Annotated in this window: 16 protein-coding genes; 15 read left to right on the top strand and 1 reads right to left on the bottom strand. The window is 29.2% G+C overall.

Annotation, left to right across the window (positions count from 1 at the left end):
- The first annotated feature begins 12 nt into the window (after positions 1–12).
- The 3 genes from Q0V15_RS01790 to Q0V15_RS01780 all read left to right on the top strand — a co-directional run bounded on the left by Q0V15_RS01790 (position 13) and on the right by Q0V15_RS01780 (position 3,381).
- Positions 13–1,755, top strand: coding sequence for a DUF262 domain-containing HNH endonuclease family protein (locus Q0V15_RS01790; RefSeq protein ID WP_297435408.1), 1,743 nt, complete (start codon positions 13–15; stop codon positions 1,753–1,755).
- A gap of 118 nt (positions 1,756–1,873) precedes the next feature.
- Positions 1,874–2,794 carry a 3'-5' exonuclease gene (locus tag Q0V15_RS01785; protein ID WP_297435406.1) on the top strand — a complete coding sequence of 307 codons (921 nt, stop codon included), beginning with the start codon at positions 1,874–1,876 and terminating at the stop codon, positions 2,792–2,794.
- A gap of 161 nt (positions 2,795–2,955) precedes the next feature.
- Positions 2,956–3,381, top strand: coding sequence for a CBS domain-containing protein (locus tag Q0V15_RS01780; protein ID WP_297435404.1), 426 nt, complete (start codon positions 2,956–2,958; stop codon positions 3,379–3,381).
- Between the two features lie 63 nt (positions 3,382–3,444).
- Here the strand turns inward: Q0V15_RS01780 and Q0V15_RS01775 are convergent, their stop codons facing one another.
- On the bottom strand, positions 3,445–6,414 hold the full coding sequence (locus Q0V15_RS01775; protein ID WP_297435402.1) for a helicase C-terminal domain-containing protein: 2,970 nt from the start codon (positions 6,412–6,414) through the stop codon (positions 3,445–3,447).
- 151 nt (positions 6,415–6,565) lie between these two features.
- Here Q0V15_RS01775 and yaaA point away from each other — a divergent pair, with 151 nt between their 5' ends.
- The 12 genes from yaaA to Q0V15_RS01715 all read left to right on the top strand — a co-directional run bounded on the left by yaaA (position 6,566) and on the right by Q0V15_RS01715 (position 23,072).
- Entirely contained in the window at positions 6,566–7,342 is a 777-nt protein-coding gene (gene yaaA, locus Q0V15_RS01770; RefSeq protein ID WP_297435400.1) for a peroxide stress protein YaaA, read from the top strand.
- Positions 7,343–7,430: 88 nt separating this feature from the next.
- Entirely contained in the window at positions 7,431–8,834 is a 1,404-nt protein-coding gene (locus tag Q0V15_RS01765) for a DUF2334 domain-containing protein (RefSeq protein WP_297435399.1), read from the top strand.
- 85 nt (positions 8,835–8,919) lie between these two features.
- A complete protein-coding gene (gene rpsA, locus Q0V15_RS01760; protein ID WP_297435397.1) occupies positions 8,920–10,065 on the top strand; it encodes a 30S ribosomal protein S1 in 1,146 nt (381 codons plus the stop codon).
- 186 nt (positions 10,066–10,251) lie between these two features.
- On the top strand, positions 10,252–11,706 hold the full coding sequence (locus Q0V15_RS01755) for an aminoacyl-histidine dipeptidase (RefSeq protein ID WP_297435395.1): 1,455 nt from the start codon (positions 10,252–10,254) through the stop codon (positions 11,704–11,706).
- Between the two features lie 215 nt (positions 11,707–11,921).
- Positions 11,922–12,710 (top strand): SPOR domain-containing protein, encoded by a 789-nt coding sequence (locus Q0V15_RS01750; RefSeq protein ID WP_297435393.1) that lies wholly within the window; start codon positions 11,922–11,924, stop codon positions 12,708–12,710.
- A gap of 364 nt (positions 12,711–13,074) precedes the next feature.
- Positions 13,075–13,659, top strand: coding sequence for a Maf-like protein (locus Q0V15_RS01745; RefSeq protein ID WP_297435391.1), 585 nt, complete (start codon positions 13,075–13,077; stop codon positions 13,657–13,659).
- A 16-nt stretch (positions 13,660–13,675) separates the two neighbouring features.
- Positions 13,676–14,359 carry a DNA repair protein RadC gene (radC, locus tag Q0V15_RS01740; protein WP_297435389.1) on the top strand — a complete coding sequence of 228 codons (684 nt, stop codon included), beginning with the start codon at positions 13,676–13,678 and terminating at the stop codon, positions 14,357–14,359.
- 18 nt (positions 14,360–14,377) lie between these two features.
- A complete protein-coding gene (locus Q0V15_RS01735; RefSeq protein WP_297435387.1) occupies positions 14,378–15,403 on the top strand; it encodes a rod shape-determining protein in 1,026 nt (341 codons plus the stop codon).
- A gap of 8 nt (positions 15,404–15,411) precedes the next feature.
- Entirely contained in the window at positions 15,412–16,263 is an 852-nt protein-coding gene (gene mreC, locus Q0V15_RS01730) for a rod shape-determining protein MreC (protein WP_297435385.1), read from the top strand.
- 18 nt (positions 16,264–16,281) lie between these two features.
- Positions 16,282–16,785 (top strand): rod shape-determining protein MreD, encoded by a 504-nt coding sequence (gene mreD, locus Q0V15_RS01725; protein WP_297435384.1) that lies wholly within the window; start codon positions 16,282–16,284, stop codon positions 16,783–16,785.
- 4 nt (positions 16,786–16,789) lie between these two features.
- Positions 16,790–19,720: a penicillin-binding transpeptidase domain-containing protein gene (locus tag Q0V15_RS01720; protein WP_297435382.1), complete on the top strand. Its 2,931-nt coding sequence runs from the start codon at positions 16,790–16,792 to the stop codon at positions 19,718–19,720.
- Positions 19,721–20,018: 298 nt separating this feature from the next.
- Positions 20,019–23,072 carry a penicillin-binding protein 2 gene (locus Q0V15_RS01715; protein ID WP_297435380.1) on the top strand — a complete coding sequence of 1,018 codons (3,054 nt, stop codon included), beginning with the start codon at positions 20,019–20,021 and terminating at the stop codon, positions 23,070–23,072.
- Positions 23,073–23,216 lie beyond the last annotated feature (144 nt).

Raw genomic sequence — 23,216 nt, 5'->3', positions numbered from 1 at the left:
GGAGGAAGAAACTTGTTTACGGATAAAATAGAAGCAAAAGAATATTTCATTAAAGACCTTTTAAGTCCAAAGTTTTTATTTGAAATACCAGATTACCAAAGAGCATACTCATGGACTACTGAAAATTTAAAACAATTAGTTGATGATATAAATGATTCAATTAGATTAAATGAAGGAAAAGATTTTGAAAACTTTGAGCCTTACTTTATAGGAAGTATAGTTCTTTGTGGAAAAGAATATAGAGAAGATGGATTTGGTCGTTATGAAGTTATTGATGGGCAACAAAGACTTACATCATTAATAATTCTTATAGCAACTATTAGAGATATAATTAAAAATGATGATTATAAAAAAGTATTATCATCACTTGTATACCAAGAAGCAAATGAGCTTATGGGAATAAAAGAAGATATAAGAGTTAAGGTTAGAGGAAAAGAAAGTGATTTCTTTAAAAAATACATACTTTCAGAAAATGGAACAACATTTGTAAATGACCTTGATAAAACAGAGCTTACAGAAGCTAAACTTAATATGGTTAATGCTTTAGATATCTTTAAAGGTAGCTTTATAGATGGAAAAGGTGAAGTATTAGAAGAGAAACTTAATAATTTTATAAAATATTTACTTCAAAAAGTTGTTTTAGTTGTTATAACTACAAATACATTTGAGTCAGCATTTAGATTATTTAATGTTATAAACTCAAGAGGACTTCCTCTTACAAATGCAGATTTACTTAAAAGTGAAAACCTTAGAGTTATACCTTTAGAAGATAGAAAAGAATTTGCACAGATTTGGGAAAATGATGAAGTTGATTTAGGTAAAGATTCTCTTGAAATGCTTATAGGATTTATGAGAACAATAGCACTTAAGAAAAAATCAGAAGCTTCATTATATGATGAGTATACAAAAGTTGTATATCCTGAAACAGATGGATATAAAGGAAAAGAATTTACAACTCATATGCATAATATAAAAGAAATTTATAGTAAGTATATTTTAGATGCACAGATTAATGTTGCAGATAAAGAGAAGGTTGTTTATTATAAGAATCTTGTTACTGCTATGAGAGAGTTCCTACCTTATGAAGATTGGGCTGCTACTGTAATTAAATTTATAGAAAAGTTCGGAACAAATGATGACGAGATATTTGAATTTGTTTCAATTCTTGAGAAAAGAATTGTTATAGACTGGGTAAATGGTAATTCATTTGCTGATAGACTAGGAAGAGTTTATGATATACTTAATATTATAGATAATGCTACAACACTTAAAGAGATTAAAGAGAGTGATGCATTTATAGGTGATATTGAGAAGACAACAAACTTCTTTAAGAATGCATTAACAGATATAGATTTTTATAGTAAAGGAAGAATGACAGTTCCTAAGTACATCTTTGTAAGAATGGATATAGAATTAAATAAATCAGAAACTGTTGATTACTATACAAATAAAGTTATGGTAGAACATATACTTCCTAGAAATTCTAAGGATGCATATTGGATATCAAACTTTAAGGCTGATGAGAGAAGAAACTTTGCTAATAAATTTGGAAATCTTGTACTTATAGCAGGAGCTAAAAATACAAGACTTAATAATAAACCGTTTGCTGATAAAGTAGATGAGTATTTAAGTAAAAAAGGTGATTTTAATATCACAAAAGAAATATTTAGCAATAATAATTGGAATATGGAAGTTTTAGAAAATAGACAAAATGACCTTGTAGAGAGAGCAATGGAAATTTTCACTAAGTTCTAATAGCTTTGTAATATAAGTTTAAAACTCCAAAGAGGTTATACCTATTTTGGAGTTTTATAATTAAAACATAATATAAAATATAGGTTATCTTTATAAGATTATTGAAGGGAAGCATGAAATGGGATATGTAATAATAGATTTAGAATTTAATAATATGCAAAATATAAAAAAGTATTTTCCTCGTATATATGAGAGAAATGCAAATCTTAGAACTTTAGAGGTTCAAAATGAAATAATACAAATAGGTGCAGTTAAACTTGATGATAAAATGAATAAGATAGGTGAATATAAGTCTTATATAAAGCCTTATGCTTTTACTGTTTTAAACCCAATTATAACTGATATGACAGGTATAACAAATAATGACCTTAAAACAGCAATTAGCTTAAAGCAAGGACTTAAAGAACTTAGAGAATTTGCTGGAGATAATAATGTTTTATGTTCATGGGCAAAGTCTGATATAGCTGAAATTGTTATAAATGCTAGATATCAAAAGTGTGATGATGCAGAGATTTTTTGGATTAAGGATTACTTAGATTTACAAAATTACTGTACAAAACTTTTCTCATATGAAAAGGCAATGGGGCTTAAAGCTGCACTTGATGAATTAAAAATTGAAGTTGATAATAGTAAACTTCATGATGCCTTAAATGACTGTGATTATACAGCAGAGGTTTTAAGAAAGTCATATAAAGAAGATTTAATTAAAGATTATATAGTTAATAATGTTTATGAGTTACCTTCAATAAAAATTAAAGATTTAAGAAACTATGACCCAATGGATTATACAATAGAAATGAAATGTCAAAAGTGTGGTGGAGATCTTGATATAACAGAACCACTTACATTACTTGTAACTAAATTTGTTTCACTTGTAAAATGTAAAGATGAAATGTGTAATGGTAGATACCTTCAAGAGGTTATACTTAGAAAAAATATTTCAGGTAAAACTATATTTGATGATGAAATAACAACGCTAGATAACTATGAATATTTCAATTATTCTTATAAGCTTAAGGCAAATAAAAAGAAAAAATAAATTATTTGTTTTATATGATAGTAAGATGAGAAAAGTTAATTGATATGTAATAATTTTTTTAATATCAAGAGAGAAAAATTATGCTAAAATAGAAGTAATGGTAATTTTATGGAATAATATATTATCATTAATTTAAAAAAGTTGAGGGATAGGATTAATTTATGAATATTGCATTTTTTTTAACACCAAAGATAGAAGTAGTTCATGAGAAAGAGAATGCTACAATGCGAAGAGTTCTTGAAAGAATGGAGCATCACAGTTATACAGCTATACCACTTATAAATGAAGCAGGTAAATATGTTGGGACTTTGACTGAAGGAGATCTACTTTGGAAGATTAAGAATACAGAAGGGCTAGATTTTAAAAATACTGATAAAGTAAGAGTGCATGAGATTGATAGAAAGGTGAACCATAAAAGTGTTACAATAAATTCTGATATGGATAGCTTAATATCACTTGCAACATCACAAAACTTTGTTCCTGTTGTTGATGATGATGGGATATTTATTGGGATAATTAAAAGAAGTGACATAATAGAATATTGCTATTCAAAGTTAAATGAACTTAGAAAAGTTAGTTTAGTATAAAGCTATAAAGTGAAAATTTTATATTAGAAAAGCTCCAATCAATGCGATTGGAGCTTTTTATATTTAATTGAAGCAAATGTTAAGAACATCTAAGATCAGCTTTTTGCTCTTAAGTTGTATCTCAGTATTAGAAGGTGCATATATTGCTAGTAACTTTTTATTTTTACTTTCAAAAATTATATTCTGGTTCAGTTTTTTATTGCGAAGTTCAATTTTATAAAAGTCATTAATATAAGTTACGAGTTTTAGGGAGTTACCAAATAGCTCTTTTTTATTAGCAATAATAAATTTTTTAAAATCTGAAATGCTATTCTCTATTATTATGTTCATATTAAGGACATTCCATTCTATATATTTTTTATCCATTGAATTTATTAGAGAGTATGTATTTTCAGAAGTAAATTTTATATTTCTAAATTCTCTTGAAAGTTCTGACCAAAGGTAAGATTTACTACCTTTATCAAAAACTATAAAATAACCATAATCCATTTCTGTTCTTATAAGCCTACCAAAACATTGTTTAAAGTTTGTTACAACTCTTGGTGTATTTATAAAATCAAAACTTTTCCCATTTTTCATAAACTTAGCATAAAGAGGGTCATGTGGATTTATTATTGGAAGTTTATCCATTAAAACTGCACTAAGTGAATCTCCAGGAATATCTATTCCTTCAAAAAATCCTTTTGAACCAAGTAAAACTGAACGTTCATCTGAATTTTGAAGTTTTTCTATATCTCTTTTTCCTTGATATAATTTTATATTTTTAGAGGCTAAAAATAAAGAAATCTTATCTCTAAAAGCTTCAAGTCTTTTTTTACTTGTGAAAAGTATTAAAAGGTTACCAGGAACTTTTTCAAGGATATCAAGAGTTGATTTAACCATATATTTATTAAAATCTTCATCAAAATATCTAGGTGCATCAGAGGGTGAAGCTACCATAGTTCTTTGTGGTAAATCAAAGCTATTATCGATATTTAAAACAGGATTTATATATTTATCAGAAACCTTATCTATTGCAAGTGATTTCATGAATGAATCATAGTTTCCACGACTTTTAAGAGTTGCAGATAAGAATGTACAACTATGCAGTGAGTTTAAAAATTTCTCGAAAAATATAAGAGGTGAATTAAGATGTTTTAAATATGCTTCAAATAGTTTATGGTTTTTAGCACAGTAGAAACCATAACAACTTGTATCCTCATGAGTTGCAGTATAAACTTCTATAAAATCTATACATTCTTTAAGTCTTTCAACTTTTTTCATAAGAACTTCACCTCTATTTTTAATAGCTGAATCCTCAAGGTTATTAGCATCAATAAAGCTTTTAAGGTCTTTGTATATATCAAGTAAATCTTCCTTTAAAACTAAAAGCTCATGCTTTGTATCAACATAGTTAGGGAAGTCAGGGCTAAAAGTAACATCTAAATCATATTCAAGCTGTGTAGATTTTAAGGCAATATATGATATTCTATCAACCGTCTCAAAAGCTACTTTAATTTTATCTCGAAGCTTTTCTCTAAAGTCTGTACTTCTATTTCTAGCATATCTCCAAACATAGTTTATATAACCTTTCTTTTTTTCATAATCAAGGATTTCATACATAAGTCTTTTTAAAGATTTAGAATTTATTCCACTTGCATAGGCATCAAAGATAGATTCACTAAGATTATGAGCCTCATCTATTATAACGTTCTTAATTTCATCATCATAACTCCATCTAAGTAGCAGTGCATGATTTAAAACAATGATTGTACTGTCTTTTAACTTCTCAACAGTATTTTTATAAAAACACTTTTTATGACAGCGATTCACATCACAGCCATCACTATCAGAACTACAAAAATGTAAAAAGTTATCAAGTTTGAAATGATCTCTTATGTAAAAATTAATTTCTTCAATATCACCATATTCACCACTTTTTGAATATCTATCAAGGAAAACTATAGCAAGTTTTTCAATTGTAGATTTATTTTGGTCATATATAGTATCTTTTAAAACATCATCAAGAACATCAGGACAAATATAATTCCCCTTACCTTTAATATTTACAAAATCAACCTTGTTTTCAAGGTCAAAAGATTTAAGTAAAAAAGGAATATCTTTTTGTGTAAGCTGTCTTTGAAGTTCTTTAGTATTAGTTGATATAAAGATTTTTTGTCCTGTTTTATAAGCTTTTACAATAGATGGAAGTAGGTAAGCTACACTTTTACCAGTTCCAGTTGGTGCTTCAATAATAGAGATATTTCCTTGGTCTAGTGAAGTTCTGACATTTTTCATAACATCATATTGTGCCTGCCTAAATCTATAACTAGGATTAATTTCTTTAAAGGCTTTTTCATCTTTTAAAGAGTCTTCACAATTTCTTTTAAGTTTAACTGTTTTAACAGGAGTTATGTTTTGAGGTATAAAAATAATCTCTTCTTTATTTTTCATAAGCTCCTCATCCATATGGAATTTATCAAGGTATGGTGTGAAAGCCCAGTCTTTTATGAGAGAACTATACATAGAAGTAAAATCTCCAATATTGGTTCTTTCTAAAACTTTATTTATTATTTCAATTGTATATGTAACATTTTCAGATGCTCTATTAATAAACTTTTTCATAAGAGTTTTTTCAGTAAAAGATTTAAGGCTAAACTCTGTATGATAAGGCTCAAGAAGCGATATAAGTTCTAAAGAGTCTAAAAATTGATTTTTTATAATCATATTACTTTTAAAAGCAGCAACTTCTAAAAATTCTTTTTTGTACATTGCATTATGACTTATTATTTTTAGGTTACTTGCAAAAATTTTAAAGTCATCTAAAACACTAAAAAGGTCAGGTGATTTAGCAAGGCTAATTGCATCAATGCCAGGTATATCTTTAAAGAGAGTTTTCTTTATAGGGTTTTGATTTTTTATAAGGCTATGAAAAGATGAAGCTTTACCATCTACAAATTTAATAGCAGAAAGTTCTACTATTTCTCCATTTTGTGGACTTTTATTACTTGTTTTTATATCCATATAAAGTATGTTATCAAAATAAGATTTCATTTAGTTACCCTCCTTTTAAAAAAATCGTTAATTAAGATTATACCATTAATAATTAAAAAGTATAGAACGTAAGTTCTTTTAGCTTTATAGATTTTGAAAAATTGAGTAGAATAAATAATAAGAATAAATTTAAAAGAATGGAGAAAAAATTATGCTAATTATAACAACACCTGCAAAGGGTATGGATGAAGAAAAAATAAATTTAGATATAAAATCTACAACACCAAGATTTTTAGAAAAAACAAAAATAGTGATGGATAATTTAAAAAAATTAGAAATACCAGAGATAGCATCACTTATGAAAGTTAATGATAAAATTGCAGAACTTACATTTATGAGAAATCAGGAGTGGAAAGTTTATGATGGAGAAAATATAAAACCAGCAGTTTTAAGTTTTAGTGGAGAAGTATATAGAGGAATAGATGCAATAAACTTTTCAAGTGATGAGCTAGAGTTTTGTAATAGAAAACTTAGAATTTTATCAGGTATGTATGGAAGTCTTAGACCACTTGATGGAATGATGCCTTATAGACTTGAGATGGGAACAAAAATTTCAGTAGATGGTAGTAAGGATTTATATGATTTTTGGAACGAGGAGTTAACAGAAAGTATAATTATAGATGCTTTAAGTAGTGGAGAGGAAGTTATTATAAACCTTGCATCAAATGAGTATGCTAAAGTTTTAAAGTTAAAGAAGAAAATTAATGTTATAAATATAGTTTTTAAAGAACGTAAGGGTATAAAGTATAGAACTGTTGTGGTTCATACAAAAAAAGCTAGAGGGATGATGATTAACTATATAGTTAAAAATAAAATAGAGAACTCAGAAAAATTAAAAAAGTTTGATTATGAGGGTTATGAGTTTAGCAGAGAATTATCAGATGACAATAACTTTGTATTTACAAGAGATCCACAGATTTTAAATTAATAAATTGAAAATTTTATAAAAACTATATATCTAATTATATATAAGTACCTTATCATTGAAGTAATTGTCAGGGTAAGGGGGATTATTAATGGGGATTTTAAAAGATAAAAAGAAAACATTAAAAATAGTGAGGAATATTTCACTAGGAGTTTTAGGAACAATAGCTACTATATATATAGGTACAGTTTGCTATTATAGAGTTTCAATGATTAAGAGTATAGAAGTAAAAGAGGGAGATGTTATATATAAGACTCCATTTACGAGGCGAGAAGAACATGTTCCAAAAGAAGTTGTGATTAATCATAAAAGTGAGATATATGAAATAACTGATATAAAAATGACTCTTGATGGTGAAAAGTTAGAGTTGTCTAATATGTATGAGTTAAATCAAAGATATTATCTTCCGATAGATGAATTTCTTAAAATAATGGGTATAGAGTTTACAGCAAAAGATGATATTTATAAGTTTAAGGATATAACAATAGATTTAAATGATAATAATTTTATTAAAAATGGAATGTTACATTCTTTAAGAGGAGATTCAATAACTGAAAATGGTGTAAGATATATATCATTAAATGACCTTGAAAATATACTTGGAATAGCAGATTTTTGGGATTATGATACAAAAACTATAAACTTATTTAATAAGGAAGAAATATTAGAACCTTTAATCAGTAGAGAAACATTATCAGGAAAAGCAGCAATGATAAGACTTGAGGATGTAAGACCGGGAGATGAGTATGTAACAAATCATGGGATTCAAAGTATGAAAGCAAGTGCTGATTATTTATATGAAAATGGAGCTAAGTTTCATATTGCTTGGATACCAAGATTTAAAGACCCAGAAAAGAAGATAGATAATAATCTTTTAGTTGATAGAAATATGGGGAATACTCAGTTTGTTAATATGCTTGATTATATATTATACAGAGGTGGAGATATAGGACTTCATGGATATACTCATCAAGCTGGAGTTTATAAGAGTGGAATTGGTAGTGATTTAAGTACACAGTTTAATCCATCAGAAGAAGAAACAAGAAAAATTGTAGAATCTTCAATTGAAACAGCTAAAGTTTTAAATATACCATATTCATTCTTTGAGAGTGCACATTACCATGCAACAAAGAAGCAACAAGCCATAATAGAAGAATATGTAGATGCTTGTTTTGAACCATATAAAATATATTGGAATTTCCAACCGGTTGTGAGTAAAAGAAATTCATCAACAATATATGTACCAGCTCCACTTTTATATACAAAGTCAGATGATGGAACAGATATGGCAAAGAAGATAGAAAATAATAAAAATATAGATAATATTCTGACAGCATTTTACCTACATCCTACAAAAGAAATGAAGTATTTTGAATTTAAAGTAGAAGATGGAAAGCTTATTATAAAGCATTTAGATAATTCACCACTACAAAATATAATTAATAGTTTAGATGAAACAGGACATGTAACAATATCAATAAATGATTTGAAATAGAACTATTGAGTTATTAGCAATAGTTATGTAAAATAAAGATATAAAAAGAATATTAATTAATGTATGGTGCAAGGAGATGTAATCTATGAATAACGAAAATATTTCAATGGATGATTTAATGAATGGGTTTGAACTTAAAAAGTTCAGAAGAGGCGAGATTGTTAAAGGGAAGGTAGTTAGTGTTAACAGCAATGAAATAATTGTGAATATAGGTCACTTTGCAGATGGGATAGTTTCAAGAGATGAAATATCAGGAGATATTGATTTTGATATAAATTCAATAAAAGCTGAAGATGACATACATGTTATGATTTTAAATACTGATGATGGAGATGGAAATGTTTCATTATCTAAAAAAAGAGCTGATGCTATAAAAGTATGGGAAGATTTAGCACTAGCTAGTAAAGAAGATAAAGTTATAGAAATTAAAATCAAAGAAGTTGTAAAAGGTGGATTAATTGCTTTTGTAAACGGAGTAAGAGTATTTATGCCAGCTTCTCAATCTAGTGCAAAAAGACTTGAAAACATAGAAGTTTTAGTTGGACAAAATTTAGAAGTTAAAATTATAGAGTTTAATAGAGAAGATAAGAAAGTTGTTGTTTCAAGAAGAAAGATTGAAGAGGCTATAATTAAAAAAGAAGAAGCTATAATATGGAAAACTTTAAATGTTGGAGAAAAGAAAACAGGTAAAGTTACAAAGATACTTAAATTTGGTGCATTTGTTAATATAGATGGAATAGAAGGTTTAATACATGTTAATGAGCTTGCATGGACAAGGGTTAAAAGAGTTGAAGATATTTTAACAGTAGGAGATAAGGTAGAAGTTTATATTAAAGATATAGATATGGATAAAGAAAGATTATCTCTTTCATTAAAAGATTTATGTGAAAACCCATGGATAAAATTATCAAAGAGTAAAAATGTTGGAGATACTGTAAATGCTAAAATAGTAAGATTTATTCAAGTTGGAGCAATTGCAGAAATTGAAGGCGGAGTTGAAGGGCTTGTTCATATATCAGAAGTTTCTGATGAAAACATAAAAGTAGCAAGTGATGTTTTAAAGATAGGTCAAGAAATTAAAGTTAAAATTCTTGTATTAGATAAAGAGCGTGAAAAATTATCATTAAGTATAAAAGATGCTACAGAAGAAGCAACTGAGTATATGAAATATAATGATACTGAAGAAGATTTTGGTGGTCTTGCAGATTTATTTAAGGGACTTAATTTATAATTTTTAGTTGAAGCTAAAAGGCTAGGGTACATACTTTTATGTGTCCTAGTCTTTTGCTATATAAAATGGATTGGTTGAAATAATAAAAATTTGATATAATATAACTAATTAATAAAAATTTTGTAGAAAAATTATATGGATTATAAAGTTTCTACAAAAAAAGATATATTTTAAGGAGTGAAGACAATGAGAGTTTTAGAAAAATTAAACCCATGTGAAGTTTTTAAATATTTTGAGGATATATCACAAATACCAAGAGGTTCAGGAAATGAGCAGGCAATAAGTGATTATCTTGTTAAATTTGCGAAAGAGTTAAATCTTGAAGTAATACAAGATGAAGCTAATAATATAATAATTAGAAAACCAGCTACAAAAGGATATGAAAATGCTAAGGGTGTAATAATGCAAGGGCATATGGATATGGTTTGTGAGAAAAATAAAGGAACAGAGCATGACTTTGAAAAAGACCCTTTAAAGCTTAGAATAGATGGAGATAAAATTTTTGCTACAGGAACAACTCTAGGAGCAGATAATGGAATTGCAGTAGCATATGGAATGGCAGTTCTTGCTGGAAACTATGAGCATCCTGCAATAGAACTTTTAGTTACAACAGATGAAGAAGTTGGAATGAGTGGAGCAATTGCTTTAGATGGAAAAAACATTAAAGGGAAAATACTTTTAAATATTGATTCAGAAGAAGAGGGTGAATTTTTAGTAAGCTGTGCAGGTGGAGCTAGAAATACAATAAATCTTGCTATAAACTGGGAAAAAGCAAGTGAAGAAAAGGTTGCTTATGAGTTAAGTGTTAAAGGCTTAAGAGGTGGACATTCAGGAATGGAAATCAATAAGGCTAGAGGAAACTCAAATAAATTAATGGGAAGAGTTTTAAATGAACTTTCAGGAAAAATTGAATTCCAAATTGGTTTATTAAATGGTGGATCAAAAAATAATGCTATCCCAAGAGAAGCAGATGCTTTAATTGTAATTTCAGAAAAAGATGAAGTTATATTAAAAGAAGTTGTTTTAAAGGTTGAGGGAGAACTTAAAGCAGAGCTTAGAGTTCAAGATGCAAATATAACTTTAGTAGTAGAAAAGCAAGAAGTTATGCCAATAGATGTTTTCACAAAGGAAACAACTAAAAAAGCAATTCAATTACTTCAATTAATACCAAATGGTGTAGAAGTAATGAGTATGGATATGGAAGGTCTTGTTCAAACATCAACAAATCTTGGAGTTGTTACAACAACAGATAAGGTTTTAAGTTTTGATAGTGCAACAAGAAGTTCAGTAAATAGTCAAAAGTGGGCGTTTATTGAAAAAATACAAAATGTGGTTGATGTAATAGGTGCAGAACTTGTAGTTTCATCAAGCTACCCATCATGGGAGTATAGCCCAGAATCAGAAGTTAGAGAAATTGCTAAAAAAGTTTATAAGAATATAACAGGTGAAGAAGCTAAACTTACAGCAATTCATGCTGGAGTAGAGTGTGGACTTTTAAGTGAAAAAGTTGAGGGTGGACTTGATATGATTTCATTTGGACCAAATATGGCAGATGTTCATACACCAGATGAGCATGTTAGCATAAGTTCAACAAAGAATGTTTGGGAATTCTTATTAGAATTATTAAAAGCATTAAAATAATAATTAAATTTAAAAGTATAATATAGCTATATTTAAATAAGTAGCTAAAATATAAAATAGCCCTACTAAAATTAATAAATTAATTTTAGTAGGGCTATTGTTTTTATACGCCTAGAAATAATAAGCTTTACATAATTTTTTTTAGAGTTTTAGGAATAATTAGACCATCTTATAAATATTATGTTTATATAGAATGTTTTAAGGTGGTGGAATATATGAAGTATACAAGATATGATGTAAAGTCTAGAAAGAAGAATGATGATTGGAAAACAACAATGATAATGATAGTTGTTGTAGCTCTGCTTGCTATATCAATTGGTACAGCTGTATTTTTTCAGTTTTTTTATAAAAATAATGATAAAGCTGGAGCAGAAGGGGCAGGTCAGACACAAGATAAAGTTAGTGGAGAAAATAAAGGTGATGGAAATGGTTCAAGTGACCCAGTAGTACCACCACCAGTTGATACTACTGAAAAGGAAAAACCGCCAGTAGAAGAAAAACCAGTAGAGGTAAAGGGTGAACCAACATATACTATGGTTCAAGCAGGTTATTTCTCAACAAAAGAGAGTGCAGATACTTTGAAAAATACAATTGGTGAATCAGCAATGGTACTTACTGAAGATGGAAAGTTTAGAGTAGTTTGTTATATTGGTAATGAGGAAGAAGCCGTTAAAATTTCAGAAGATCTAACAACAAAAAAAATAGATAATACTAAGGCAAGATTTAGTATGCCAGATGAAAGTGCAATAGATAAGTCAATTAAAGAAATGATAAAAGGTGCATTAGAGATAGTTACTAAATCAGAAGTTGAGGGTGTCGCAAGTATAAAAACTATAGATTTTAAAACTTGGACAAATAAAATTAAAGAAGAAACAGAAGATGATAAATTTGCTACATTTAAATTATTAAAAGAAGGTATTAATAATTTACCAGAGGAAATAAAAAAATCAGATAAAACAGTAGTATATCAAATGATATATGATGTTTTGAGAACATATAAATAAAAAAATACAAATTAGTATATTATTGATGGTAATTTGATAAGATTATAATCTTATAAAAACATCAACTTGTAATTGAATTTTAATAAATATTCATGGTATATGAATTATAATTATTTAGAAAAAGAACTCTAAAAGCTTTTTAGGGTTCTTTTTCTTTTGAGTTGCTATCTTTTTAGGTGTTTTTTTAATAAAACTCGTAATTAAAGAAAAGATATTAAAATTTTAACAAAGAACTTTTTATGCTTGTGCATAAAAATAATAAATGTTAAACTATATAAGATGATAAAGAAAATAGGATTTTAGGTTGTTTTTTGTTAAAAAAAGGCGTTATTTGATATCCTAAAAGATAGGAGTGAACGCAAGTATGGCTATAATTTTAGCATCTAAATCACCAAGAAGAAAAGAGCTTCTTGAGAAGATTGTGGAAGGTTTTACAGTTGTAGAATCTGACTTCGATGAAGATAGTATTGAATATGAAGGTGATGTGTCGAAATATGTTACATCACTAGCAGTAGCAAAAGCAAAACAAATATCAACAAAATTAAATAAACCAGCAATTGTGATTGCCGCAGATACTGTTGTAGTATTGGAAGATAAAATTTTAGAAAAGCCTAAAACAAAAAAAGATGCAGAATGTATGTTAAGTGCACTAAGTGGTAATAATCATAAGGTATACACTGGTCTATGTGTTATTGATACAAAAACTAATAATATCGTACAGGAAGTAGCATTTACAAATGTTAAGTTTTCAAAGCTTACTAATAATGAAATTCAAGAGTACATAGAAACAGGAAGTCCAATGGATAAGGCTGGTGCTTATGGAATACAAGATTTCGGTGCAGTTTTTGTAGAGAAAATAGAGGGATGTTATTATAATGTAATGGGATTACCTTTAAATGTATTATATAAGATATTAAAAACAATGGATTTTAAAGGTGTAAATATCTAAAAAAGGAAGTTTTCAATTGAAAGAAAATTTAAAGATATGTGATATGCCATTAGATGAAAGACCAAGAGAAAAGCTATTAAATAATGGGGTTGGAGCTTTGACAGATGCAGAACTTTTAGCATTGCTATTAAGGACTGGAAATAGAGAAGATAGTGCATTAGACCTCTCAAAAAAACTGTTGAACTCTGTAAATGGATTAGAGGGTATTTTCAATGCGTCTATGATATCGCTTATGAATGTAAAAGGTATTAAAGAGGCAAAAGCTTCTCAGATTATTGCAGCATGTGAATTATATAACAGAGTAAAGCAAGCAACTTTAAAGGATTTTAAAATAAAATCTGCTAAAGATGTAGCAAGTCTTTTTGAAGATTCTTTTTTGAAAGATTCACAAGAATGTGTAAGACTTATAAGTCTTAATACAAAGAATAATGTGATATCTACAAAAGAGGTATTCAAAGGAAGTTTAAATTCATCAATAGTTCATCCAAGAGAGATTTTTAAGGAAGCAATAAGCCTTAGTGCTGCTTCAATAATTTTATGTCATAATCATCCATCAGGGGATCCTACACCTAGTATTGAAGATATTAATATAACTAAAAGGATTAAGTCATGTGGAGATATTCTTGGAATAGAGCTACTAGACCATGTTATATTAGGAAGAAAAAAGTTTATAAGTTTAAAAGAAAAAGGAATTATATAGTTGAAAGGGGAATAAACAATGGGTTTATTTGGATTTGGAATGACTAAGGACTTAGGGATTGATTTAGGAACAGCAAACACTTTGATTTTTGCTAAAGGAAAAGGGATAGTATTAAGAGAGCCATCAGTTGTTGCTATTAATACTGTAACAAAAAAAGCATTAGCAGTAGGTGCTGAAGCTAAACAAATGATAGGAAGAACACCAGGGAACATTATCGCAATAAGACCATTAAAAGATGGAGTTATAGCAGATTTTGATGTAACACAAACTTTACTTAAAAGCTTTATAGATAAAGTTACAAGTAAAGGTGCTTTTACAAGCCCTAGAATAATAATATGTTTCCCATCAGGAGTAACTGAAGTTGAGAAGAGAGCTATTGAAGAAGCTACAAAGCAAGCAGGAGCTAGAGATGTTATTCTTATGGAAGAACCTATGGCAGCTGCAATTGGAGCTGGACTTCCAGTTGATGAACCAACAGGAAGCATGATTGTTGATATCGGAGGGGGTACAACAGAGGTAGCAGTAGTTTCACTTGGAGGAATTGTTACTAGTAAGTCTTTAAGAGTTGCTGGAGATGAGTTAGACCAAGCGATAATAAACTATGTTAAAAAAGAGTTCAACTTAATGATTGGTGAGAGAACTTCAGAGCAAGTTAAAATGCAACTTGGTTCAGCTTTCAAAGTAGAAGGTGAAGAAGATGAAGTTATGGAAATAAAAGGAAGAGATTTACTTTCAGGTCTTCCTAAAATAGTTGAAATAAATGAAGGTCAAATTAGAGATGCTTTAAAAGAGCCAGTAGCAGCTATTGTTGAATCAATAAAAACTACTCTTGAAAAAACACCTCCAGAACTTGCAGCAGATATCATGGATAAAGGTATAATGCTTGCTGGTGGTGGTGCTGCTTTAAGAGGACTAGATCTTTTAATAAATCATGAAACTCACATGCCTGTTCACATTGCTGAGTCTCCATTAGATTGTGTAGCTTTAGGTGCTGGAAAAGCATTAGATAAGTTTGATCTAATAGCTAAACAACAAAGAGGCTAATTAATTAGATGAAGTTTTTAAAAAGTAAACTGGCGGTAACTGTTATAGTTCTGTCAGTTACATTTTTAAGTGTAATTATTTACACTGCAAAAACAAATTCAGATTTTATATCAGGAGCTTTAGGTGCAGGATTTAACCCAGTACAGAAAGCGATTTATATGACAGGTGAAAAAATAAAGAGTGGTATAGATTTCTTTGCAAGTTTTTCAGAAGTTAAACAAGAAAATGATCAGTTGAAAACACAGGTCATTGAACTTCAAAACCAATTAGTTGGTTATAATTCTTATAAAACACAAAATGTTCAGTTAAAACAGGAACTTAATTTTAAAACACAACATTCAGAATATAATTATGTTGGTGCAAGTATTATTGGAAAATCAGGTGGAAATTTCTATGAAGGATATGTCATAGATAGAGGAGCTGATTCAGGAATCAAAAAAGATATGATTGTAATAGCAGGAAATGAATTAGTTGGAATTGTTACAGATGTATATAGTAATTGGGCAAAAGTTCAAACTATATCAAGCACAAATACTGCGGTAGCTGCAACAGTTGAACAAACTAATGAAGTTTCAGGTATTGTTAGAGGATATCAAGATATTGGAAGCAGAGAACCTCTTGTAAAAATATATAACTTACCAATGAACTCAACAATTAAAGCAGGAGATACTATCCTAACATCAGGACTTGGTGGGATTTATCCACAAGGAGTAAGAATCGGGTCTGTTACTACTGTTGAGACTGATAATATAAAAGTTTCAAAAAGTGCTATAATTAAGCCTTTTGCTGACTTTAACACATTAACACAAGTAGTTGTAGTAGTTCCAAAAGATGCGTCTAGAGGAGATATAAAATACTAAAAAAGGGGTTATAAGATAATGATAAAAAAAATAATTCTTATCCTTATATGTATACTTCTATTTGTACTAGATAATAGTATCATGCCATTCCTTGGTATAGGTGGTGTATATCCAAGCCTTTTATTTGTTTTTGTTATATTATTTTCAACAATAAATGGTTATTGGGATGCTATTATACTAGGGAGTGTTTCTGGTATACTACAGGATATATATTTCACCCATATATTTGGTGTTAATGCACTCATAAATTTAATTTTATGTTTAATTGCAGCATATATAGGTGATACTATAATTAAGAACAGAATAATAATTCCAGTTGTAACTGTTGCAGGGCTAACAGCAGTTAAATTTATTATTATTTTAATTATAGGAAAATCATTAATGTTAAATGTGCCAATAGAGAACATTTTTATAATGGTAATTTATAATTTTGTTATGGCAATAGTTATGTATAGTTGGGTATCTAGGATATCAGATAGAGATTTAATGAGAAAAAGTTGGAATTTTGGTAAACATAGGTGATTGAATGAAAAGATTTAATAAAAAGAATAAAAAGAAAAAACCTGTAAATAGGTATAAAGTTCTAACTGGAATAGCTCTAATTGTATTTGGAGCTATTTTAGTCCGTTTAATATACTTACAAGTTTTTGACTATGACAATTTAAGAATAAAAGCAGATAATAAGTCTACAAGATTTATGCCAGAACAAGCAAAACGAGGTAAAATTTATAGTGCAGATGGTGATTTGCTTGCAACTAATAAAGAGATGTATATGCTAACATTTACAAAAACAGAAGATGCGATGGATCATTTTTATGATACTGTTAATTCAGTTTTTGCTATATTAAAAAGTAATAATGCATTTGATAAAATTGATGATAATTTTAATCTGAAGTTAGATGCTTCAGGAAAATTATATTTTGATTTTCCTGTTAGTGAAAGTGATACAAAACTTTGGAATGCACAAAAGTTAAGATTTATGTATGATAGAGGACTAGAAAGTCCAATTGAAAATAAATTATTCCCTAAAAATAATGGGAAATTTACAAAAGATCAATTAGCAGATGTTAATAAAATATTACTGTCTTATACACCAGATCAAACGTTTAATATTTTAATTAAACAGTACGGTTTATATAACATGCTTAATATTGGAAAAACATTATCTAAAACTGAGCAAACTACTTTTGATAAAAAATATAAAGCTATGAGTCCTGATGATATCAGGAATGAATTACTGAAGTCATATAGTATATCTGATATAAGAGAATTTATGATTATAAAAGATGATATGAAACTTCAAAGTTATTCAGGGTTTAAACCAATAAGAATAGCTTCTAACATAGGAGAAAAAACAGCTTATATCTTTTATCAAAAAATAAACTCTTTACCGGGAGTTGAGGTAGAGAAAAAACCGGTTAGATATTATCCATATGGTACACTTACTTCTCATGTATTAGGTTATATGGGAGCAATACCAGCAACAGATGCTAATAAGTATGAAGAAAAAGGATATGATGTTTCTTCAGATTTAGTTGGAGTATCTGGTATTGAATCATCATTTGAAAGTGTTTTAAGAGGGCGAACTGGTGGCGATATTGTTAAAGTAAATTCAGGTGGAAAAAAAGTTAGTAGCTTGTATAAGCTAGAGGCTTATCCAGGTGATAATGTTAATTTAACTATAGATGCAAATATCCAGTATGCTGCAACTAAAATGCTACAAACACAGATGGACTACATTCAGAAAAATGAACCATATGGTAAAAATGCTAGGATGGGGGCAGTAGTTGCTGTTGATGTAAATACAGGAGCAATACTTGCTTTAGCAAGTTTACCAAATTATAATCCTAATGATTTTGCTTCGGGAAAGGTTAGTACAGCAATTGTGAAAAAATACTTTAATCCTGATGTAGCGAAAATTGGAGAGGAATTTATAAAGAAGATGGGACTTAAGAAAACTTTAGATGAAATGTTCCCAGAAACTGAAAGTGGAAGCAGACTTGATAAGTATGATGTATTACCAAAACCACTATTTAACTATGCAACTATGGGGCTTGTGCCACCAGGTTCAACATTTAAACCGGTAACGGCTACTGCAGCTTTACAATCAGGTGTGACTAATGCAACTTATACAGTTACAGATTCACCAACTTTATATTATCATGCAGAACCAAATATATTTGGTAATAATCTGCCAAAGGATAATAATGATCATGGTGTTGTTGAAATTGTAAAAGCAATACAAGTGTCATGTAATAACTATTTTTATAATATGGCAGCAAAGCTTTATTATCATTTTGGTAAAACAACAGAGGCTTTAGATTCAATAGGAGAGTATGCAGCCAAATATGGTTTAGGGGTTATGCCAGGTTCTGATCAAAAGAAAAGTACTGGTATAGAAATACCTGAAAACTTTGGAAATGCATATAACTTTGAAGATTTTAAGAGTAGTTCAATATTCTATTCTAAGTGGACTTTAGTTGATTCACTTAAGAGTGGACATTTTGCTGCTGTTAATATAAAATTTGCTCCGATTGATATTGGTGCAGAATCAGGTGATTCTACAGAAGTATCAAGTTCTAAAGCAGCATTTAAAAAAGTTATAACAGATCAGTTAGATAAAATAGGTAAAACAGATATCAGAACAAGTAAAGAGCAAAATGCATTTGAAGTAAATTTAGAAACTGCATTAAAGAACTTATATAATGTATCTCCACAAACAAAATCAGAGATAGATACATGGGTTGCTAAAAATTCAGGATATGATGTAGATAAAAACATCCAAGATACAGCAAGAGCTATAGATGCTTGGGTTACTTATACAATGTATACTACAATAACTACTCCAGCTCAGCTAGGATATGCAGCTATTGGACAGGGTACAAGTGAATTTACACCACTTCAAATTGCAGGATATGTATCAACACTTGCAAATGGTGGAACAAGATATAAATTACATTTAATTAAAGATATAACAACACCAACAGGAAAACTTGTGGAAAAAACAAAACCTGAGGTGATTGATAAAGTTGGTATAACACCAGCAAATCTTAATCTAATAAAACAAGGTATGTTTAATGTTAATAATAATCAGCATGGTACAGGATATTATGTCTTTGGAGAGCAAGGATTCCCTATACCAACAGCTGGTAAAACAGGAACAGCTTCATTAACTTCAGGAGAGCATAATATAGGTAGATCAGCTTGGGGAGTATATATATCATTTGCTCCAGTGGAACATCCACAAATAGCAGTTGCTGTTGTAATTTACAATGGTATACATGGTTATTTAGGAGCTCCAGTTGCAAGAGCTATTTATGAAACTTATTTTAGAAATGAAATAAAATCAAAATATCCTAATTATCATCCGAAAACAATGGCAGGAGTTCCATATGATTACACATTAAATCCACCACTGCCTAAAATAACTGGAGAATCTCCAGATACAGGTAAATAAGTTTTAGGGAATTTAGATAATAAAAAAACAGTTATAAGTAGTGAGGATGCCATTTTGATGGCATCCTCACTATTTTTAAGAATTTAAGTAAGCATTATGTCATAACATTGTTTTAAAATTTTAAACAATTAACTATAGGTAAATTGATAAAATCAACTAGATAGTCTTATAAAATTAAAATAGAAAGTTAGTATAGATTAGTTATTGGTGAGTAATTAATCAATTTAAAAATTCGATTTGGGGAAATTGAAAAAGTGATTTAAGTTAGTTAGAATTTAAGAAAATAGGTGGTTAAATTATGAGATTCAATCGAAATAAAAATCCGATAGATAGATATAGCGTAATAATTGCTATGGCAGTTATTGTTTTTACACTTATAATATGTAGACTTATCTATTTACAGGTTTTTGAACATCAAAGTTTTGAATCTAGAGCGGATATGAGATCAACTAGATTTATGGCAGAACCAGCTCCAAGAGGAAAAATATATAGTTCAAATGGAAATTTATTAGCTACAAATAAAGAAGAATATACACTTGAGTTTACTGAAACACAAGCAGGTATGAGCAATTTTTATGATACAATAAATTCTGTTTTTAATATTTTAAATCAAAATAAAGAGTTTTCAAAACTTGTTGATAAGTTTCCTTTAGTGGTAAATGCAAAAACAGGTGATACAACATTTAATTTCCCAGTTAAAGAAAGTACAAATCCAAAAGAATGGGAATCGTTAAAAATAAGATTTATGTATAATAGAGGAATAGAAGCTCCAATAGAGAATAAGCTATTCCCAAAAAATAATGGTAAATTTACACCAGCTCAAACAGTACAAGTAAATAAAGTACTAGCAACATACACAGCAAAAGAAGCATTTGATGATTTAGTTAAGCAATATAAATTATATAATATGCTTAACATTGGAAAGACACTTACAAGTAAAGAGCAACAGGCTTTTGATAGTAAGTATCAAAAAATCCCAGCTAGTGAAATAACAAGTGAGTTATTACAAAAATACTCATTAACGGAAATAAGAAACTTTATGGTTATAAAAGATGCTATGAAGCTTCAAAGTTATTCTGGTTTTAAACCAGTTATTTTAGCTAATAATATTGGTAAAACTTTAGCGTTTGTATTTGATCAGGAACAAGGTGCACTGCCAGGGGTTAGTGTAGTTGAAATTCCAATTAGATATTACCCATATGGAACACTTGCATCTCATGTTATAGGATATCTTGGAGCTATACCTTCAAGTGAAGCTAAGAAATATGAAGCACAAGGATATAACCTTTCAGATAACCTTATAGGAGTATCAGGTCTTGAATCAGCTTATCAAAGTGTTTTAAGAGGTACAACTGGTGGAACTATGGTTAAGGTTAATGCTCAAGGGCAAAAAATTGGTTCATTATATACAGAACAACCAAGCCCAGGGGATAATGTTTACACTACAATTAATACAAACTTAGAATATTCTGCAACTAAAGCCTTAGAAACACAGATGAAATATATACAAGAACATGTACCATATGGAGCTGATGCTCAAATGGGAGCAGTAGTAGCTGTTGACCCTAATAATGGTAATATTCTTGCTATGGCAAGTTTACCAGGATATAATCCTAATGATTTTGCTAGTGGTAAAATCAGTGAAAAGGTATTTAATGAATACTTTAATCCTGATATAGCAAAACTTGGACAAGAGTTTATTGATGAATCTGGAATTCATAAGACTTTAAATCAAATGTTCCCAATACAACCTAATGGAACAAGAAATGATGCATATAGTGTAATTCCAAAACCACTATTTAACTATGCAACTATGGGACTTATACCACCAGGGTCAACATTTAAACTTGCAACAGCAACAGCAGCTCTTATGACAGGAGCTACAAATGCGACTTATACTATAGAAGATACCGGTGGAGATAATTCAGCATTTTATGATGCTAAGCCAAATATATTTGGAGCAGACCTTCCAAAAGACTGGAAGAATAATGGTGTAGATAATATGTGGAAGTCAATAGAAGTTTCAAGTGATACTTACTTCTTTAATATGGCTGCAAAAATGTATTATAAATATAATCAATCTGTTTCAGGATTAAATATATTAGCAGAATATGCTGCTAAATATGGTTTAGGAACAATGCCTGGAAGTACTCAAACAGCAAGCACAGGAATTCCACTACCAGAAAACTTTGGTAACACATATAACTTTAATGATTTTAAAAAGAATTCAATATTCTATTCAAGATGGACACTTGTATCAGATTTACAAGCAGGTAGATTCCCAGCAGTAAACTTAGGATTCGCACCACTTAATCTTGCGGATAGTTCTAGTGATTCAAAAGAACTAGCAACAGCTAAGGCTAATGCAATGGATACAGTAACTAACCAATTGAATGAAATTGGATTTAAAAATATCAGAAGTAATGATGCACAAGGTGCATTTATTAAAAACTTAACAAGTAAATTAGAAGCGTTTTATAAAGTTTCACCAGAAGCTCAAAAGTCAGTAGCAAATGCTATTGCACATAATCCAAAGCTTACTGTTGAAAAAGACCTTAATGCAACTGCACTAGCGGTTAATGATTGGATTGTATATACTATGTATACTACATTAACAACACCAGCACAGCTAGGATATGCTGCTATTGGACAAGGTCTGAGTGAATTTACACCAGCACAAATAGCAGATTATGCTGCTACAATTGCAAATGGTGGTACAAGATATAAATTAAACTTAGTAAGTAAAATTACATCATCTACAGGTCAGATAATTGAACAGACAAAACCACAAGTGTTAGACAAGGTTAATTTACCAGCATCAGATGTAGATCTTCTTAAAAGAGGAATGTGGGCTGTTAATAGTCAGGTTAAAGGTACGGGAGATGTTGATTTTGGAACTGATTTTAGAGACTTCCCAATACCAACAGCAGGTAAAACAGGTACTGCTTCACTAGTGAAGAATGAGCATACGGTAGGAAGAGCTGCTTGGGGAATATATATTTCATATGCACCAGTTAAAAATCCACAAATAGCAGTAGCTGTTATAATATATAATGGTATACATGGAGATATTGGAGCACCAGTAGCAAGAGCTATATATGAGACTTACTTTAGAAATCAAATTAAAAAAGAAGATCCAAAGTATCAGCCAAGTGGACCAGGTCCAGGAAACTTCTGGAATAAAGGAACACCTTATAACTATACTTTAAATCCACCTTTACCTAATATTACTGATAATACTGAAGTTAATAAAATTAGCAGTAGTGAAAATAGTGCAACTGCAACAAGTGTTCAGGGAGCAACTAAAGGAACTATAGCTAGTAATACAGCGGTGAAAAGTGGAAATGATTAAAATTATATAATTACTTTTAAAAGATGATTTCGATTAGTTTCGAAATCATCTTTTTTTTATTTGAATTAGTATTCATATCGAAATTGTCAATAGAAGTAATAATAGATTATTATTAATAATTCTCTAGTCTTTTAAATTTTTGTG

It is taken from the genome of uncultured Clostridium sp. (genome assembly GCF_947036855.1).
Classification (GTDB): domain Bacteria; phylum Bacillota; class Clostridia; order Clostridiales; family Clostridiaceae; genus Sarcina.
Note: the sequence above shows the minus strand (reverse complement) of the source record. Positions and strands in the feature narration are given on the sequence as shown.

What these genes read in the sequence shown, in the direction of transcription:
- Q0V15_RS01785 (WP_297435406.1), top strand. Translation starts at nt 1,874, where the DNA reads ATGGGATATGTAATAATAGATTTAGAATTTAATAATATGCAAAATATA.
- Q0V15_RS01780 (WP_297435404.1), top strand. Translation starts at nt 2,956, where the DNA reads ATGAATATTGCATTTTTTTTAACACCAAAGATAGAAGTAGTTCATGAG.
- Q0V15_RS01775 (WP_297435402.1), bottom strand. Translation starts at nt 6,414, where the DNA reads ATGAAATCTTATTTTGATAACATACTTTATATGGATATAAAAACAAGT.
- yaaA (WP_297435400.1), top strand. Translation starts at nt 6,566, where the DNA reads ATGCTAATTATAACAACACCTGCAAAGGGTATGGATGAAGAAAAAATA.
- Q0V15_RS01765 (WP_297435399.1), top strand. Translation starts at nt 7,431, where the DNA reads ATGGGGATTTTAAAAGATAAAAAGAAAACATTAAAAATAGTGAGGAAT.
- rpsA (WP_297435397.1), top strand. Translation starts at nt 8,920, where the DNA reads ATGAATAACGAAAATATTTCAATGGATGATTTAATGAATGGGTTTGAA.
- Q0V15_RS01755 (WP_297435395.1), top strand. Translation starts at nt 10,252, where the DNA reads ATGAGAGTTTTAGAAAAATTAAACCCATGTGAAGTTTTTAAATATTTT.
- Q0V15_RS01750 (WP_297435393.1), top strand. Translation starts at nt 11,922, where the DNA reads ATGAAGTATACAAGATATGATGTAAAGTCTAGAAAGAAGAATGATGAT.
- Q0V15_RS01745 (WP_297435391.1), top strand. Translation starts at nt 13,075, where the DNA reads ATGGCTATAATTTTAGCATCTAAATCACCAAGAAGAAAAGAGCTTCTT.
- Q0V15_RS01735 (WP_297435387.1), top strand. Translation starts at nt 14,378, where the DNA reads ATGGGTTTATTTGGATTTGGAATGACTAAGGACTTAGGGATTGATTTA.
- mreC (WP_297435385.1), top strand. Translation starts at nt 15,412, where the DNA reads ATGAAGTTTTTAAAAAGTAAACTGGCGGTAACTGTTATAGTTCTGTCA.
- mreD (WP_297435384.1), top strand. Translation starts at nt 16,282, where the DNA reads ATGATAAAAAAAATAATTCTTATCCTTATATGTATACTTCTATTTGTA.
- Q0V15_RS01720 (WP_297435382.1), top strand. Translation starts at nt 16,790, where the DNA reads ATGAAAAGATTTAATAAAAAGAATAAAAAGAAAAAACCTGTAAATAGG.
- Q0V15_RS01715 (WP_297435380.1), top strand. Translation starts at nt 20,019, where the DNA reads ATGAGATTCAATCGAAATAAAAATCCGATAGATAGATATAGCGTAATA.